The sequence below is a fragment of the Pseudomonas sp. FeN3W genome (genome assembly GCA_030263805.2).
In the GTDB taxonomy this organism is placed as follows: domain Bacteria; phylum Pseudomonadota; class Gammaproteobacteria; order Pseudomonadales; family Pseudomonadaceae; genus Stutzerimonas; species Stutzerimonas stutzeri_G.
The window spans coordinates 60,581-76,110 of the sequence record CP136010.1 but is presented as its reverse complement, the minus strand read 5'-3'; the positions used below and the strand labels follow the sequence as shown (position 1 = coordinate 76,110).

At 62.4% G+C, this 15,530-nt stretch carries 11 protein-coding genes and 3 pseudogenes; 9 read left to right on the top strand and 5 right to left on the bottom strand.

Features of this window, described 5'->3' with window-relative positions; all coding sequences use genetic code 11:
• From P5704_000350 to tcyN, 6 genes and pseudogenes are all read left to right on the top strand, one after another.
• Complete coding sequence (locus P5704_000350) at positions 1-1,416, top strand: DNA polymerase Y family protein (protein ID WOF78999.1); 1,416 nt, start codon at positions 1-3, stop codon at positions 1,414-1,416.
• Positions 1,413-4,496 carry an error-prone DNA polymerase gene (locus tag P5704_000345; protein ID WOF78998.1) on the top strand — a complete coding sequence of 1,028 codons (3,084 nt, stop codon included), beginning with the start codon at positions 1,413-1,415 and terminating at the stop codon, positions 4,494-4,496. Before P5704_000350 ends, P5704_000345 begins: the two co-directional genes overlap by 4 nt.
• A 231-nt stretch (positions 4,497-4,727) precedes the next feature.
• Positions 4,728-4,990 (top strand): annotated as a pseudogene (locus P5704_000340) (IS30 family transposase).
• Positions 4,991-5,379: 389 nt separating this feature from the next.
• Positions 5,380-6,174 (top strand): cystine ABC transporter substrate-binding protein, encoded by a 795-nt coding sequence (tcyJ, locus tag P5704_000335; GenBank protein WOF78997.1) that lies wholly within the window; start codon positions 5,380-5,382, stop codon positions 6,172-6,174.
• Positions 6,171-6,839 carry a cystine ABC transporter permease gene (tcyL, locus tag P5704_000330; protein ID WOF78996.1) on the top strand — a complete coding sequence of 223 codons (669 nt, stop codon included), beginning with the start codon at positions 6,171-6,173 and terminating at the stop codon, positions 6,837-6,839. The genes tcyJ and tcyL overlap by 4 nt, the downstream gene beginning before the upstream one ends.
• On the top strand, positions 6,839-7,597 hold the full coding sequence (tcyN, locus tag P5704_000325; GenBank protein WOF78995.1) for an L-cystine ABC transporter ATP-binding protein TcyN: 759 nt from the start codon (positions 6,839-6,841) through the stop codon (positions 7,595-7,597). The genes tcyL and tcyN overlap by 1 nt, the downstream gene beginning before the upstream one ends.
• 84 nt (positions 7,598-7,681) lie before the next feature.
• Here the strand turns inward: tcyN and P5704_000320 are convergent, their stop codons facing one another.
• Positions 7,682-8,161 (bottom strand): VOC family protein, encoded by a 480-nt coding sequence (locus P5704_000320; GenBank protein WOF78994.1) that lies wholly within the window; start codon positions 8,159-8,161, stop codon positions 7,682-7,684.
• Between the two features lie 214 nt (positions 8,162-8,375).
• Positions 8,376-8,657, bottom strand: a complete 282-nt coding sequence (locus P5704_000315; protein WOF78993.1) for an ATP-binding cassette domain-containing protein — start codon at positions 8,655-8,657, stop codon at positions 8,376-8,378.
• Positions 8,658-9,019: 362 nt separating this feature from the next.
• Here P5704_000315 and P5704_000310 point away from each other — a divergent pair.
• Positions 9,020-9,221 (top strand): annotated as a pseudogene (locus P5704_000310) (site-specific integrase).
• 305 nt (positions 9,222-9,526) lie between these two features.
• The gene (locus P5704_000305) at positions 9,527-10,930 is read left to right on the top strand and encodes a tyrosine-type recombinase/integrase (protein WOF78992.1); all 1,404 of its coding nucleotides are present in this window, start codon (positions 9,527-9,529) and stop codon (positions 10,928-10,930) included.
• Here the strand turns inward: P5704_000305 and P5704_000300 are convergent.
• The 3 genes from P5704_000300 to P5704_000290 form a co-directional block, all read right to left on the bottom strand.
• Entirely contained in the window at positions 10,924-11,217 is a 294-nt protein-coding gene (locus tag P5704_000300) for a type II toxin-antitoxin system RelE/ParE family toxin (GenBank protein WOF78991.1), read from the bottom strand. The genes P5704_000305 and P5704_000300 overlap by 7 nt on opposite strands.
• A complete protein-coding gene (locus tag P5704_000295) occupies positions 11,205-11,477 on the bottom strand; it encodes a CopG family ribbon-helix-helix protein (GenBank protein WOF78990.1) in 273 nt (90 codons plus the stop codon). The genes P5704_000300 and P5704_000295 overlap by 13 nt, the downstream gene beginning before the upstream one ends.
• Positions 11,478-12,177: 700 nt before the next feature.
• Positions 12,178-13,716 carry an SEC-C metal-binding domain-containing protein gene (locus P5704_000290; GenBank protein ID WOF78989.1) on the bottom strand — a complete coding sequence of 513 codons (1,539 nt, stop codon included), beginning with the start codon at positions 13,714-13,716 and terminating at the stop codon, positions 12,178-12,180.
• A 329-nt stretch (positions 13,717-14,045) separates the two neighbouring features.
• Here P5704_000290 and P5704_000285 point away from each other — a divergent pair.
• A pseudogene (locus tag P5704_000285) lies at positions 14,046-15,414 on the top strand (IS1182 family transposase).
• Positions 15,415-15,530: the final 116 nt, after the last annotated feature.

The following is a 15,530-nucleotide window of genomic DNA, read 5'->3' as shown; positions in this document are numbered from 1 at the left end:
ATGCTCTGGGCCTGCATCCTGCTGCCGCAACTGGCCATGGACGGTGTGCTGCGCCACCGCGACGACACCGCCGCGCCGCTGGCCCTGCTCACCGGCCCGCCGCAACGCCGCGTGCTGCAGGCCGTCAACGACGCCGCGCGCAGCCTCGGCCTCGCGCCCGGGCAGTCGCTGGTCGCAGCCCAGGCACTGGCGCGTGATTTCGCCACCGCCGAATACGACCTGGCGGCGATCGATCGCTGGCAGCGCTTCCTCGCGGCCTGGGCCTATGGCTACAGCGCGCAGGTCAGCCTGCACTACCCCCGCTGCCTGTTGCTGGAGGTGCACTCCAGCCTCGGCCTGTTCGGCCCCTGGCCACGTTTCGAGGCGCGCCTGCGCGAGGAGCTGACGGCCCTGGGCTTTCGTCAGCGCATCACCCTGGCGCCCAATCCGGCGGCCGCACGCATCCTGGCCAACGCTCACGACGGACTGGCCGTGACCGATGCCGCCACACTGCGCCGGGTGCTCGGCGCGCTGCCGGTGAAATGCCTTGGCCTGCCGCGCGAAGTGACCACGGCCCTCGTCCGCATGGGCCTGCTGCATCTGCGCCAGTTGCTCGCCCTGCCCCGCGACAGCCTGGCCAGGCGCTTCCCCGCCGAGCTGCTGGTCCAGCTCGACACGCTGCTCGGCCAGCGCCCGCTCGCGCTGGACTTCTACCGGCCACCGGAGGTGTTCGATGAACGCCTGGAACTGAACTTCGAGGTCGAGTCGCACCAGGCGCTGCTGTTCCCGCTGCGGCGCCTGACCGCCGACCTCGCCGCTCACCTGGCCGGGCGCGACAGCGGCGTGCAGCGCTTCACCCTGTATCTGGAGCATCGCACCCTGGCCGCCAGTCGCCTGCCGGTCGGCCTGCTCACCGCCGAGCGCGATCCGGCCATGCTCTTCGAGCTGACCCGCGGCCGCCTGGAGCATCTGCAGTTGCCGGCGCCGGTGCAGGCGCTGCGCCTGGTCGCCCGCGAGCTGCCGGCCTTCGCTCCCGAGCACCGACAACTGTTCGACGAACGGCCGCAACAGTCGCTGCCCTGGGAGCAGTTGCGCGAACGCCTGCGCGCGCGCCTGGGCGACGATGCCGTGCAGGGCCTCGGCGCCCGCGCCGACCATCGTCCCGAACACGCCTGGCAACCCGGCGAACAGGCGCCGGGCGAACCGCTGCCAGCCTGTGGTCCGCGCCCCGGCTGGCTGCTGGCCGAACCGCAGCCGCTGCGCGAAACCTCGCCGCGCATCCTCGCCGGTCCCGAACGCATCGAGTCCGGCTGGTGGGACGGCAACGACGTGCGCCGCGACTATTACCAGGTGCAGACCCGCGCCGGCCAGCGCGGCTGGGCCTTTCGCGCGCCCGGCAGCGACGGGCCGCTGCTGCTGCACGGCTGGTTCGCATGACGCCCGACTACGCCGAGCTGCACTGCCTGTCCAACTTCAGCTTCCAGCGTGGCGCGTCCAGCGCCCGGGAACTGTTCGAACGCGCCGCCCGCCTGGGCTACCGCGCCCTGGCGATCACCGACGAGGGCAGCCTGGCCGGCATCGTCCGTGCCTGGCAGGCCTCGAAGGAAACGCGCCTGCCGTTGATCGTCGGCAGCGAGATGAGCATCGACGACGGCCCCAGGCTGGTCCTGCTGGCCGAGAATCTCGCCGGCTACCAGGCGCTGTGCCGGCTGATCACCCGTGCCCGGCGGCGTGCCGGGAAAGGTCGCTACCGCCTGCTGCGCGAGGACCTGGACGAGCGACTGGACGGCCTCCTGGCGATCTGGACTCCCTGGCACGCCGCCGACGACGCGGAAGGCCGCTGGCTGCACGAACGCTTCCCCGCCCGCCTGTGGCTGGGTGTCCAGCTGCACCGTGGCGCCGACGACGCACGCCAGCTGCGCGAGTGCCTGGCCCTGGCCGGGCGCCTGGGCATCACCCCGGTGGCCTGTGGCGACGTGCACATGCATGCCCGTGGCCGCCGCGCGCTGCAGGACTGCATGACCGCCATCCGTCACCACCTGCCGGTGGCCGAGGCCGGCGCCCACCTGTTCCCGAACGGCGAGCATCACCTGCGCCGTCGCGGGGAACTGGCCGAACTCTATCCGCCCGAACTGCTCGCCGAGACGCTGCGCATCGCCGAACGCTGCCACTTCGATCTCGGCCAGCTGAAATATCAGTACCCTCATGAATTGGTACCCGCCGGCCACGACGCCACCTCCTGGCTGCGCACGCTGGTCGAACGGGGCGCAGGCTGGCGCTGGCCGGACGGCGTCCCGGCGCCGGTCCGCCGCCAGATCGAGCACGAGCTGGCGCTGATCGCCGAGCTGCGCTACGAGAGCTACTTCCTCACCGTCCACGACATCGTCCGCTTCGCCCGCGAGCAGCACATCCTCTGCCAGGGCCGTGGCTCGGCGGCCAACTCGACGGTGTGCTATGCGCTGGGCATCACCGAACTGGACCCGGCGCGGCCGGGCAGCCGGCTGCTGTTCGAGCGCTTCCTCTCCCGCGAACGCAACGAACCGCCGGATATCGACGTCGATTTCGAACACGAACGCCGCGAGGAAGTCATCCAGTACGTGTTCCGCCGTTATGGCCGCGGGCGCGCCGCGCTCGCCGCGGTGGCCAGCACCTACCACGGCGCCGGCGCCGTGCGCGACGTGGCCCGGGCACTCGGCCTGCCAGCGGACCAGATCGATGCGCTGGCCGGGTGTTGCGGACGTCACCACGAGGGTGCGCCGTCCGCCGAGCGCCTGGCCGAGGCCGGCTTCGATCCGCACAGCCCGCTGCTGCGCCGGGTGCTGGCGCTGAGCGAGTCGCTGATCGGCTTTCCCCGCCACCTGTCGCAGCATCCCGGCGGCTTCGTCATCTCCGAACATCCGCTGGAAACCCTGGTGCCGGTGGAGAACGCGACAATGGCCGAACGCACGGTGATCCAGTGGGACAAGGACGATCTCGACCTGGTCGGCCTGCTCAAGGTCGACGTGCTGGCCCTCGGCATGCTCAGCGCGCTGCGCCGCTGCTTCGCGCTGATCGAACGCTACCGCGGCACGCGCTGGACACTGGCCAGCCTGCCGCCGGAAGACCCGGCAACCTACGCCATGATCAGCCGCGCCGACACCATCGGCGTATTCCAGATCGAGTCGCGGGCGCAGATGGCCATGCTGCCACGCCTGCGCCCGCGGACCTTCTACGACCTGGTGATCCAGGTGGCCATCGTCCGCCCGGGCCCGATCCAGGGCGACATGGTGCATCCCTACCTGCGCCGGCGGAACGGCGAGGAAGCGGTGGAATACCCTTCCGCGGAATTGCGCCCGGTGTTCGAGCGCACCCTCGGCGTGCCGCTGTTCCAGGAGCAGGTGATGGAACTGGCCATCGTCGCCGCCGGCTACAGCCCCGGCGAGGCCGACGAGCTGCGCCGTTCCATGGCTGCCTGGAAACGCCACGGCGGCCTGGAAGCGCACCGCCAGCGACTGACCTCGCGGATGCTCGAAAAGCGCTACACGGTGGAATTCACCGAACGCATCTTCCGGCAGATCGAGGGCTTCGGCAGCTACGGCTTCCCCGAATCCCACGCCGCCAGCTTCGCCCTGCTCACCTACGCCAGCTGCTGGCTGAAATGCCACGAGCCGGCGGCCTACGCCTGCGCCCTGGTCAACAGCTGGCCGATGGGCTTCTACAGCCCCGACCAGGTATTGCAGGACGCCCGCCGCCACGGCATCGAGGTGCGCCCGGTGGACGTGCGCTACAGCGACTGGGACTGCGCCCTGGAACCCAGCGGCAACCCGCAGCCGGCGATCCGCCTCGGCCTGCGCATGATCCGCGGCCTGCGCGAAGAAGCGGCGCACCGCATCGAAGCCGCGCGCCAGACGCGCCCGTTCGCCGATGCCGAGGACCTGAGCCGGCGCGCCGGTCTCGACGCCCATAGCCGCGAACGCCTGGCCGACGCCGGCGCCCTGCGCGGCCTCGCCGGCCACCGGCATCGGGCGCGCTGGGCGGTGGCCGGCGTCGAACCGCAACTGCCGCTGTTCGCCGGGCCGGGCGCACCACGGGAATCCCCTGTAAACCTGCCGCTGCCCTCGGTCGGCGAGGACCTGCTCGCCGACTACGCCACGCTCGGCACCACGCTCGGCCCGCACCCGCTGGCGCTGCTGCGCCGCCAGCTCAGGGCCAGGCGCTGTCGCAGTTCGCGCGAGCTGCTCGACATCGAGCCCGGCCGCCCGGTCAGCGTCGCCGGCCTGGTGGTCGGCCGCCAGCGCCCGCAGACCGCCAGCGGCATCATCTTCGTCACCCTGGAAGACGAGTTCGGCATGACCAACGTGGTGGTCCGCCACGACCTGGCCGAGCGCCAGCGCCGGGTACTGGTGCAATCGCGGATGCTGCGCATCGACGGCCACCTGGAGGCAGCGGACGGCGTGCACCACCTGATCGCCGGCCGCTTGAGCGACCTCACTCCGCTGCTCACCGGGCTGGACGTGCGCAGCCGGGACTTCCAGTGATCCCGCTATCTGCTTACGCCAGCTCCTGAGTCATGACGAAGCGTTCGCGCGGGTCGGCGATCTGGATATCCAGTTTCACACTGACTCCCCCACATAGCCCAACATGCTTACTCGTCCTGCCGGAAAAATAGCCGTGATTCCGGTTCAACGTTGGCACTGCTGATCCAGCATTGAAGGATACGAAATCCAAAAGCTTTAGCAGCTCAAATGCGTAGCGCGCCTGATCTCTTTGCCACGCCGGTAGAGCGCCAAAGCCGCTACGTGATGCTGGTGAAGGTGGCTGGGAAAGACACCACACCCAGACAGTGGTGGACGCGCTGATCGAAAACGCTCGGAGATTGCCTCAGTACTTCCGAAGGGGAACTGATCGCTCGCTCTACTCGCAGGATAAGCTGGATGAAGTCACTCGGCAGTTGAACGATCGCCCCAGGAAAACTCTGAGTTACTCAACTCCTGCCGAGAGCTTTAACCACGCTGTTGCGTCGACCGGTTGAATCCACACCCAAAGGCGGCCAGTGGTCTTCAGGCGTCAGAAATACCTTTCCAAGCACTTGATCGTCCAGTAACCACCTCCTGACACCTGAGCCGCCGCGATGTGATGAGTGCCATTTGGCCCGCACCTAGGCCTGCAGGGCCTGCTCCAGCTCCAACTCATTCATACAGAACACTCCACAGCAACGCAGGCCAGCCCAATTCAAACAAGGGCGACAACGAAGTATCCGTGCTAACGGGGTAGAACCCGCATTGTTCGCCTATTATCCATGGGCACTGGGTGCATAACGCCATATTCCTTTGGTGTTGGTTCTGATGCCTTCTAATTATTTTCTCGAATAAATATCCGTCGTTAGAGTTGTGACCTTTCCGTTCCCCCTGGAGGCCTGCCATGACGTTTGCGATCCTGCGTCGCCATTTCCTGCTCGGCAGTCTGAGCCTGCTGCTCGGAAGCCTGTTCATGCCGGTGTTCGCGGCCGATCTATTGGATGAGATCAAGTCCGACGGCACGCTCGAGGTTGGCCTGGAAGGCACTTACCCGCCCTTCAACTTCCAGGATGAAAGCGGTGAGTTGACCGGCTTCGAGGTGGACTTCGCCAATGCCCTGGCGGAGGAACTGGGGGTCAAGACCGAGTTCCAGCCGACCAAGTGGGACGGCATCCTCGCCGCCCTGGAATCCAAGCGCCTGGACGTGGTGATCAACCAGGTGACCATTTCCGAGGAGCGCAAGCAGAAGTACGACTTCTCCACGCCCTACACCGTCTCCGGCATCCAGGCGCTCACCCGCAAGGCCGATGCCGACAGCATCAGGCGTCCGGCCGACCTCGCCAGCAAGAAGGTCGGTGTGGGCCTGGGCACCAACTACGAGCAGTGGTTGAAGGAGAACGTGCCACAGGCCGATATCCGCACCTACGACGATGACCCGACCAAGTTCCAGGACCTTGCCGTCGGCCGCATCGACGTGATCCTGGTCGACCGTCTGGCCGCCTTCGAGATGGTCGAGAAAACCGGCAATCGCTTGGCAGTGGCTGGTGAAGCTTTCTCCCGCCAGGAGTCCGGCGTTGCCCTGCGCAAGGGCAACCCGCAGCTGCTCGCCGCCATTAACGAAGCCATAGCCAAGCTGCGCGCCGCCGGCACACTCAAAGAGCTATCGGAGAAATGGTTCGGGGCTGACGTCACGCAATGATCGAGGGCAGCCTGCAGCTGGTACTGGACTCCCTGCCCTTCCTGCTCAAGGGTGCGTGGTGGACCGTGGTGCTGAGCCTGGGTGGGATGTTCTTCGGCCTGCTGCTGGGCTTCGGTCTGGCGTTGTTGCGGCTATATGCGTTCTGGCCGCTGCAGTGGCTGGCACGGGTCTACGTGTCGTTCTTCCGCGGCACGCCGCTGTTGGTGCAGCTGTTCATGATCTACTACGGCCTGCCGCAACTGGGTATTCAGCTGGACCCGCTGCCGGCGGCGCTGATCGGTTTCTCGCTGAACATGGCGGCCTACACCGCCGAGATCCTGCGCGCCGCCATCGCCTCCATCGACCGTGGCCAGTGGGAGGCGGCCGCCAGCATCGGCATGGGTCGCGCGCAAACCCTGTACCGGGCCATCCTGCCGCAGGCCGCACGCACCGCCCTGCCACCGCTGGGCAACAGCTTCATCTCGCTGGTCAAGGACACCGCGCTGGCTGCCACCATCCAGGTGCCGGAGCTGTTCCGCCAGGCGCAGCTAATCACCGCGCGCACGTTCGAAATCTTCACCATGTACCTGGCCGCCGCGCTGATCTACTGGTTGCTGGCTAGCGTGCTGGCGTACTTCCAGGGTCGCCTGGAATACCGGGTCAACCGCCACGAGCAGGACGCCTGATGATCACCGTGCGCAACCTGAGCAAATCCTTCAACGACCAGGAAGTACTCAAGGGCATCGACCTGGACATCGCGCCCGGCGAGGTGCTGGCGATCATCGGCCCCAGCGGTTCGGGCAAGACCACCCTGCTGCGCTGCCTCAACCTGCTGGAGCAACCCAGCGGCGGGCAGATTGGCGTGGGTGAGATCCACATCGACGCCGACCGGCCGCTGAAGGCACAGCAGGGGCTGATTCGCGAACTGCGCCAGCACGTCGGTTTCGTGTTCCAGAACTTCAACCTGTTCCCCCATCGCACCGCGCTAGAGAACGTCATCGAAGGCCCGGTGCAGGTGAAGAAGGAGCCACGCCGCGAGGCCATCGAGCGCGGCCGGGCACTGCTGGCCAAGGTGGGCCTGGAGGGTAAGGAAGATGCCTATCCCAGGCGCCTCTCCGGCGGCCAGCAACAGCGCGTGGCGATTGCCCGCGCGCTGGCCATGCAGCCGGACGTGATCCTGTTCGACGAACCGACCTCGGCGCTCGATCCGGAATTGGTCGGCGAAGTGCTCGCTGCCATCCGCGGTCTGGCCGAGGAAAGGCGCACCATGGTCATCGTCACGCACGAAATGAGCTTTGCGCGTGACGTGGCCGACAGGGCGATCTTCATCGACGACGGGGTGATCGTCGAACAGGGCGACGCCAGGCAACTGCTCAACGCACCGCAGCACGAACGCACGCGGCAGTTCCTGAGCAAGTTCATTGGCGACCACCCGGGGCACTAAAGCGCTGGCTCGCTGCAGCCTTGGGCTCCAGGTGCTTGTCGGGCGCCGGTTTGGCTGCCGCCTTTTGCTGAATCGCCGGCCCGATTAGCCCCTCAACGCCGCTTCGATCGTAGCGATGTCGATCTTGCGCATGCCCATCATTGCGTCGAACGCGCGCTTGGCCGCTGCCCGATCAGGGCTGGTATAGGCGGCCGTCAGAACGCGTGGAGTGATTTGCCATGACAGGCCCCACTTGTCCTTGCACCAACCGCATTCACTTTCCTGGCCGCCGTTATCGACGACCGCGCTCCACAAGCGGTCCGTCTCGGCCTGGTCGTCAGTGGCAACCTGGAACGAGAACGCCTCGGAATGCTTGAAGGCCGGCCCCCCGTTTAGCCCGAGGCACGGGATCCCCATCACCGTGAACTCGACCGTGAGGACATCGCCCTGCTTGCCCGAGGGAAAGTCACCAGGCGCACGATGCACAGCACCCACGGCACTGTCCGGAAAGGTTTCGGCATAGAAGGTAGCCGCCTCGAGGGCGGCACCGTCGTACCAGAGGCAGATGGTGTTCTTACTGATCATTCTAAGTCTCCGTGTTGCTTAACGAGATGACACCGAGCAGGTTCGGTGAAGCGCTCGCCAACCTTGGCGCCTCTTGGATATGGCTGCGGCCAGGGCGGCTTTGGCGACGACCACGCGATCCCCTCAAATAGTCGTACGGGCGCCTACGAAATCGACACCTCGCTCAGATTGTTCAGGTTCGGGAATTTGCCGCCTACTGTAGCCGGGCCTTCGCCTAGGATTGAGACGAATTCATGCGCACCCTCCCGTCGCCGTCGAGGTGAATAACATAGTCGGCCTTGGCGACGACCGACGGGCGATGGGTGACCGGCACCAGCGTCCTGGCGTTGGCCATGAGCATATCGATGGTGCGCTCCTCGCTCGCGACATCCAGGACCGAGATGGGCTCGTCCACGAGGATCGTCGGTGTTCCGCGCGCCAATGCCCGGGCGATGGCGATACGCGGCTTCTCGCCGCCCGACACGGCAGCGGCATCGAAGCGGACATATCTGTCCATGGTCGGAGTGTCGCTGACGTGGACGTCGAGTCCGAGTTGGCCAAGGAGGCATCGCTCAGGTTTCGCTTTGCACCGTAGCGGACGTTGTCGGCCACGCTGCCGGCAATGAGCAGCGGATGTTGGATGACGACCGAAACGGCGTAGAGCAACGCAGTGCCGTCGAAGGTTCTCGTGTCCGTGCCGAACGCCCTGACTGTGCCCTTCTCAGGCTGGATCAGTCCAACCAGCAGGCCAGCAGACGCAGCAGGGTCATTCAGGACCATTGCGGCCAGCCGTACCGTGGGTGGTGGCGCTCAGCTTGCTCAAGTGGCAGGCACCGACCGTCGATATAAATTCCTGCCCGAACACCTCCTGCATTTCCGGACCTGAAGCACACGTGGTCGCAGGCGTCGCGCCGCGGTCGTGACGGAGGAAGACAGGAAGGTCCTGTTGGGACACAAGAACGGCAGCGTCACCAGTCACTACTCGGCGGCGGAGCTGGGAAAACTCGATGAGGCCAACAAGATATCGGCGACGGACTCGCGAGGGCCGGCGCTGACGATACTGAGGAGGAAGGCAGGATGAAAAGTCTCGCAAAAGTCCCTGAAACGAAAAAGGCCAGTCGTTACCGAACTGACCTAAGTCGTTGAGGTATATGGTCGGGACGGAGTGATTCGAACACTCTACCCCTTGCACCCCATGCGCTTTTTTGGTGGATTACTATAGATCCACATGGACTCTTATGGACTCACGAATCCTAGAAAATACGGGTCTTACAGGCTATTCTGTCGTCCCATAGCGTCCAATGCTATCCACCACCAGCCAAGCGATTAGGTGGGGTAAAAGTGGGGTAAAATTCTAAGGCAACCAAATCAGGCAAGGGGTAGAGAGTGGCAAAGTTAACGGCGAAGCAGCTAGACGCCCTTACTTCTGCCGATGACGGCAGAATCCTTCGGGAGGACGGCGGCCTGGTTGCCAGGGTTCGCGCAGGCGTCCGTGGTGTAACAGTGCAGTTTCGCTACGAATTCAAACAAGACGGACTGAAACGCGATCAAAGCCTGGGCAGCTGGCCAAAGAAGTCTCTTGCTCAGATTCGTGCCGAACGTGATGAGGTTAGAGCGACGGCCGCAAAAGGCATCGATCCAACCGCTGCTCGCAAAGCCGCCAAGATCGAAGCTCAAGCTGCAGTCGCAGCGACCATCGCCGAAGCCGAACGCCAAGCGGCCGAAAACAAGACGGTGGCGGACCTCTTCGACGAATGGATTCGCGACGGCGTCTCCCGCCAGGATGGCAATGCCGAACTGATCCGCAGCTTCAAGAAAGATGTCCTACCGCTGATTGGCAAGAAACCACTACGCAACCTGACCGAAAAGGATCTGCTCGCGGTGCTGCGCTCAATCAAAGCCCGTGGCCTGAACCGCACCGTCGTTATCCGCAACAACGACATTGGCCAGATGCTGCGCTGGGGTGAGAAACGCAAACCCTGGCGAGGCCTGATGACTGACGGCAATCCAGCCGACCTTATAGATGTCAGCAAGCTGCTCGATCACGATTATGAAGAACAACGCGACCGCCTGCTCTCCCCCGACGAGATTCGCGAGCTGCGTGACATCCTCGAATGCCTAGAGAAAGACTACGAAGAGCTTCCCGCTGGCCAGAAGTATTCCGGCATTCGCCCGGTCAACACGCGAGTCCAGTGCGCTCTGTGGATCTGCCTGAGCACTCTCTGTCGTATCGGCGAGCTGCTTAAGGCCGAGTGGCGCTACCTGGACCTGAAGAAAGGCGCCTGGTTCATTCCCGCCGAGGCTACCAAAGGCCATAAAGGCAAACGCCAGGATCACCATGTGTTCCTATCAGCTTTCGCCATAGAGCAGTTCAAGCGTTTGCAAAAAGAAACCGGCCATACGCCGTTCTGCTTTCCCAGCAAGGACAGCCAAAGCCATGTCGATACCAAGACGGTCAGCAAGCTCATCGGCGATCGGCAGTGCCGCTTCAAGAACCGCAGCAAGCCCCTGGCCGGCCGGCATCATGATGACTCACTGGTGCTTAGCAAAGGAGCCAAAGGGGAATGGACGCCGCATGACCTGCGCCGCACCGGGGCCACCATGATGCAGGAGCTGGGTGTGACACTGGAAATCATCGACCGCTGCCAGAACCACTTGCTGGGCGGCTCCAAGGTACGCCGGCATTACCTGCACCACGATTACGCTAAGGAAAAGACCGAAGCATGGCGATTATTGGGAGAGAAGCTGGAGTCGATTCTCGCTACAGGCGCAGTAGATCAAACTCAGTAACCCGCTTCCTTTTGATGGCGAAAGGCCAAGACATACGCAGTATCGTCTATGCGCTCATAGCGGTAGAGAGCGACGTACCCTGAGTCACCAAACTCTATAATCAGCTCACGCAGCTGCGGTAGATCTGGAAACGGACGCCCTACTTCCGGACTTTCTTCCAGGCGAGCTAACTGGCGCTCAATCGCCTGCGCAGCGCGCCGCGCAACCAGCGGATCTTTATCGGCAAGGAACCGTCGGCAACGCTCCAAGCCCTTCCCCGCACCTTCAGTGACAATCAATCGTGGCACTTGGGAAGCTCTACCTCAGCATCTGTACCCCAGGTACCAAGCCAGGTCCGAGCTTCTTGGCTGGTTAAATGCCGTCCGGTTTCCTGATACGCCGCCCACGAGGCCAACGCTTCCTGCTTGAAGCTCTCTCGGGCCTCCTCGCGCTCGACGTACTGGGTTATCGCCTCGCGCATGATCCAGTGAGACGAGCGTTGGCGTTGGCTCGCCAACTGCTGAATGCGGCCTTTTAGCTCGTCATCAATTTTGATGGATGTGGCCATGGTTAGCCCTCTTTATCTATAGGTACTACCTCTGAATAAGGTAGCAGCAGACGCATAAAGCTGTCCATTCGATGCTCACAAACAGATTACGATGAAGGAGGCTAGGTAAGGTTCACTCAACCGAAATGGGGCCTCACTCGCGTGTGCGTTTACAATCTGCCGGCTTGAAATCGTCTAGGTGCTCCATCATCTGCAGGCGGTGGTAGGCATGCCTGATGCACGGGTCAGGGTGGATATGATTGTTCTCCATCTCAGAACTGCGGACAGCTAATACAACCAGACCGGTTATAAAGCAGATCCTCACAATCTCGTGACTGGCCGTATCCGGCCGATTCTGTTGAAAAAGGCGGTCTAGGCTGGAGCCACCTTTCGAGCGTTCAAGATACGCACGATTTTGACGTTGCTGCGCGAAATCTGAAGCTGATCGGGAGCGGAACTGCTTCAGATGTCAGAGGCCTACTTTCGAATGCGGACATTGCAGAGGGACTTTTTCAACAGAATCGGCCAGAAGCAGTCACCCAAAGCCGTAGGCCTCAGGTTGCGTTAAGGTGCAGCTTTGTGCGTGGAGCTCCGCACCATCTATACAAAATTCTGTACAGGCCAGAGCGGGGAACGCATGTGGTTTGATGAGTACTCGGCTCGCAGAACTAGATTCGATTGAGTAACATCCAGCAGGCCGCCTAGGGCTGCCAGCGCTTCACTATCTCATACAGCAATGCTTATATTTAGAGCCCTTACCACAGGGACATGGGTCATTCCTGCCGACTTTCGGACCTGTGTAATCCAATGCCCCCTGTGCAGGCTCCGCGGCTCCAAATTGGAACCGGAAATGGGGGAATTCACGGGACATGGCAGCTGCCTGCTTGTTCAGGAGAACACTATTGATTCTGTTGCACCCCGATAGCGAGTAATGGTACTGAGGGTTGGCCTGGATTTCTTCCGCGCATTGGGAAATGCAATGGCGTGCTGATTCCAGTTCTTGAAGGTCATCTGAGTGTGTCGCCACCAGATTGGCATACGCATACAGGGCCCGAATCCGAAGGTGCGGGGTGTTGATGCACTGCTCATATAAATGTTGTGCATCTGCGACGCTGCGATTCGCTACTTTCTTAACCTCTATCAGCCCTGCCAACGCCATCATGGCATCGGGATGGCGTTGGTCTGCGGCTGCGGTTAGCCAGTGGAGGGCGGTTGTGTGTTCCCCTACAAATGCGTCCCCCTGTCTATGCAGCGCATACAAGTGATATTGAGCTTGCGGGAATCCAGACTCTGCGGCTCTCAGTGAGCACTCGATGGCTTTCTTGAGGTCCTTCGGTCCGCCAAGCCCATGCTCATGCATTCTTCCCAGTTGAGCCAATGCCCGCGGGTGCGACTGCTCAGCTGCCTCCTGATAGTGCTCTCTTGCGCGCTCATAATCGCTGTCAAGGTGCTCAGTGCCATTCAAGAAGAAGTCGCCCATCATGGCTTGGGCATCCGCATGACCCGCCTGGCATGCCCACCAGATATAGCGTTCACCGCGCCAACGATCGTCGCGACGACTTACAGTCCCGTCAGGGTTGTCCTTGAGTCGAAACAGATACGCGCCATATTCATATCGTGCACCTGGATGATCGCTGTCGGCAGCACATTTGAACCAGTGCATAGCCTGATCAATGGCCTCACGCGAGAGCATACCGGCCGCCCCATAGCCGTCATCAAATCGATGCAACCCATAATCGGACTTCTCTCGATCAGCTTTCTCTTTGAAGTAGACGCCTAGCGTATATCGAGACTGCGCATCCTCTTCGAATATGGCTTTGTAGCTGAGGTCTCGCTGGATGTGCAGGGTGGGCTCGATGACTTCATATTTAGGCGTTGTCGATCTGCCGGTTTTCAGCCAGTTGAGATGCTCCAAGAGCTCACGAGCGAGCTGCAGCCCCTTAGCAACCATCGAAGGGAAGTCGAGGGTGCCCGGCGCATATTCTTCCGGGTGGGCAGCTTTGTTCCCACTGTCGCGCAATGTGTCCAAGGCTGACAGTATCTTCCTAGATGAGCCCTCCGCGTTGTGCACCTTTTGGATCTTGCTGGCGATATTGAACTCAAACCTTGCCGACGGCGTTATCTCATCGCAGAACACAGCTGCAAAGCTACGCAAGTGGGTTAAAGCGTACGCTGGGGTAATGAAGGCCAGGTCTTTAGCCTGCTCGTAATGCCCGGCCAGGTCGGGGCTGACGCTCTGTGCAAAATCGATGTCGTTCATAGGTGGCAAGAAGGCGTGAATGTGGCGAGAGTGGATAGATGCTTGGCACAAAATACTCGGACTCAGCCGGTCAGTCACAGACTTTGAGAAGGGGCCCGTTATCGGCGCTGGTTAGGGCTTCATGCGGCGGGAGCGATTGCGTGCGTCGATAATTGCTTAGACTTGACCACCCATTTGCACTCATCAACCTTACCAGTTATTAGCAGCGAATCTGACCGGCATGCTTCATGCCCCTGGCAGGCAGGGAACGGCCGATTCTGTTGAAAAAATAGCTGCTTCCCCATGCCTTCGGCAGAATTGCTCTGTCAGCGAGCGCGGGGGCGAACAGCATGATGGGACAGTTACCGGGAGGACAGCAGCGGCTGTTCTACTCGTTCAACTTGGAAGATCACGTCCCGCCCCAACACCTCCTGCGCAGCATCGACCAGTGCCTGGATCTCAGTGACCTGCGCGCCACCTGGCGGATTTCTATAGCCCCATCGGGCGACCCTCGATTGACCCGGAGTTGATAGTGCGCATGCTGGTCATCGGCTACTGCTATGGCATCCGCTCCGAACGACGGCTATGCGAAGAAGTGCACCTCAACCTGGCCTACCGTTGGTTCTGCCGGTTGGGTCTGGAGGATGAAGTCCCCAATCACTCGACCTTTTCGAAGAATCGCCACGGCCGCTTCCGTGACAGCGGCCTGTTCCGCTGGTTGTTCAATGAGGTGCTGCGACGCTGCATGGCGGCCGGCCTGGTCAAGGGCGAAGGCTTCGCCGTCGACGCCAGCATCATCAAGGCGGATGCCAGCCGGCAACGTGGGGTGGCGGGAGATGAAGTCGATTGGAGTGATCCAACGCTCAGCAGCCGCGCCGTACGCGAGTACCTCGAAGCCCTTGATGAAGAGGCGTTGGCTGAAGCCCTCCCCAAGAAGATTTCACTCACCGATCCGCTGTCTCGTTGGACAGCAGCGCCAGGCGGCCCGGCTTACTTTGCCTACTCCACCAACTACCTGATCGACACCGAGCACGGCGTGATCATGGATGTAGAAGCGACTCCGGCGCATCGTACCGCCGAGGTCGATTCGACCAGGACGATGGTTGAGCGTGTCGAAGCGCAGTTCGACCTCACACCGGCACGCCTCATCGGCGACACCGCCTATGGCACTGCCCCGATGCTGTCCTGGATGGTTGAAGAAAAGAACATCGAGCCGCACGTGCCGGTGTGGGACAAGACCGAACGCAAGGACGACAGCCTCTCCAGTAATGACTTCCACTGGAATCAGGAGGCCAATGAATACCGCTGCCCAGCCGGCAAACCGCTGCGCAGTGCATGGCGCACCTTCACCCAGCAAAGATCGCGGGTGACCAAGGCCAACACCATCATCTACCGCTCCAGCCAAACTGACTGCGCCACCTGCCCGCTGAAAGCGAAGTGCTGCCCCAATACTGCATTCCGCAAGATCGCTCGGAGCATCCATGAAGCGGCCCGTGACGTGGCGCGACGCATCGCCAAGACGCCGGAATACCTCGTCTCTCGTTGCGAACGGAAGAAGGTGGAGATGCTGTTCGCCCACCTCAACGGATCATGAAACTCGACCGTTTACGACTGCGTGGACTGACGGGTGCGACTGACGAATTCACCTTGGCCGCGACTGTGCAAAACCTTAGACGTATGGCCAAGCTGCTGCCTCACGGGCCACCGATCACGGGATAGGTGCGCCTGCGGCGAGCAGAAACCCTCGAATTAACCCTCACACCTGGGCAAGGAAGCTCAGTGAAACGCCGAAAGGCAACTTGAAGTGGCTTCCAGCCACTTCGACAGCAGGCACA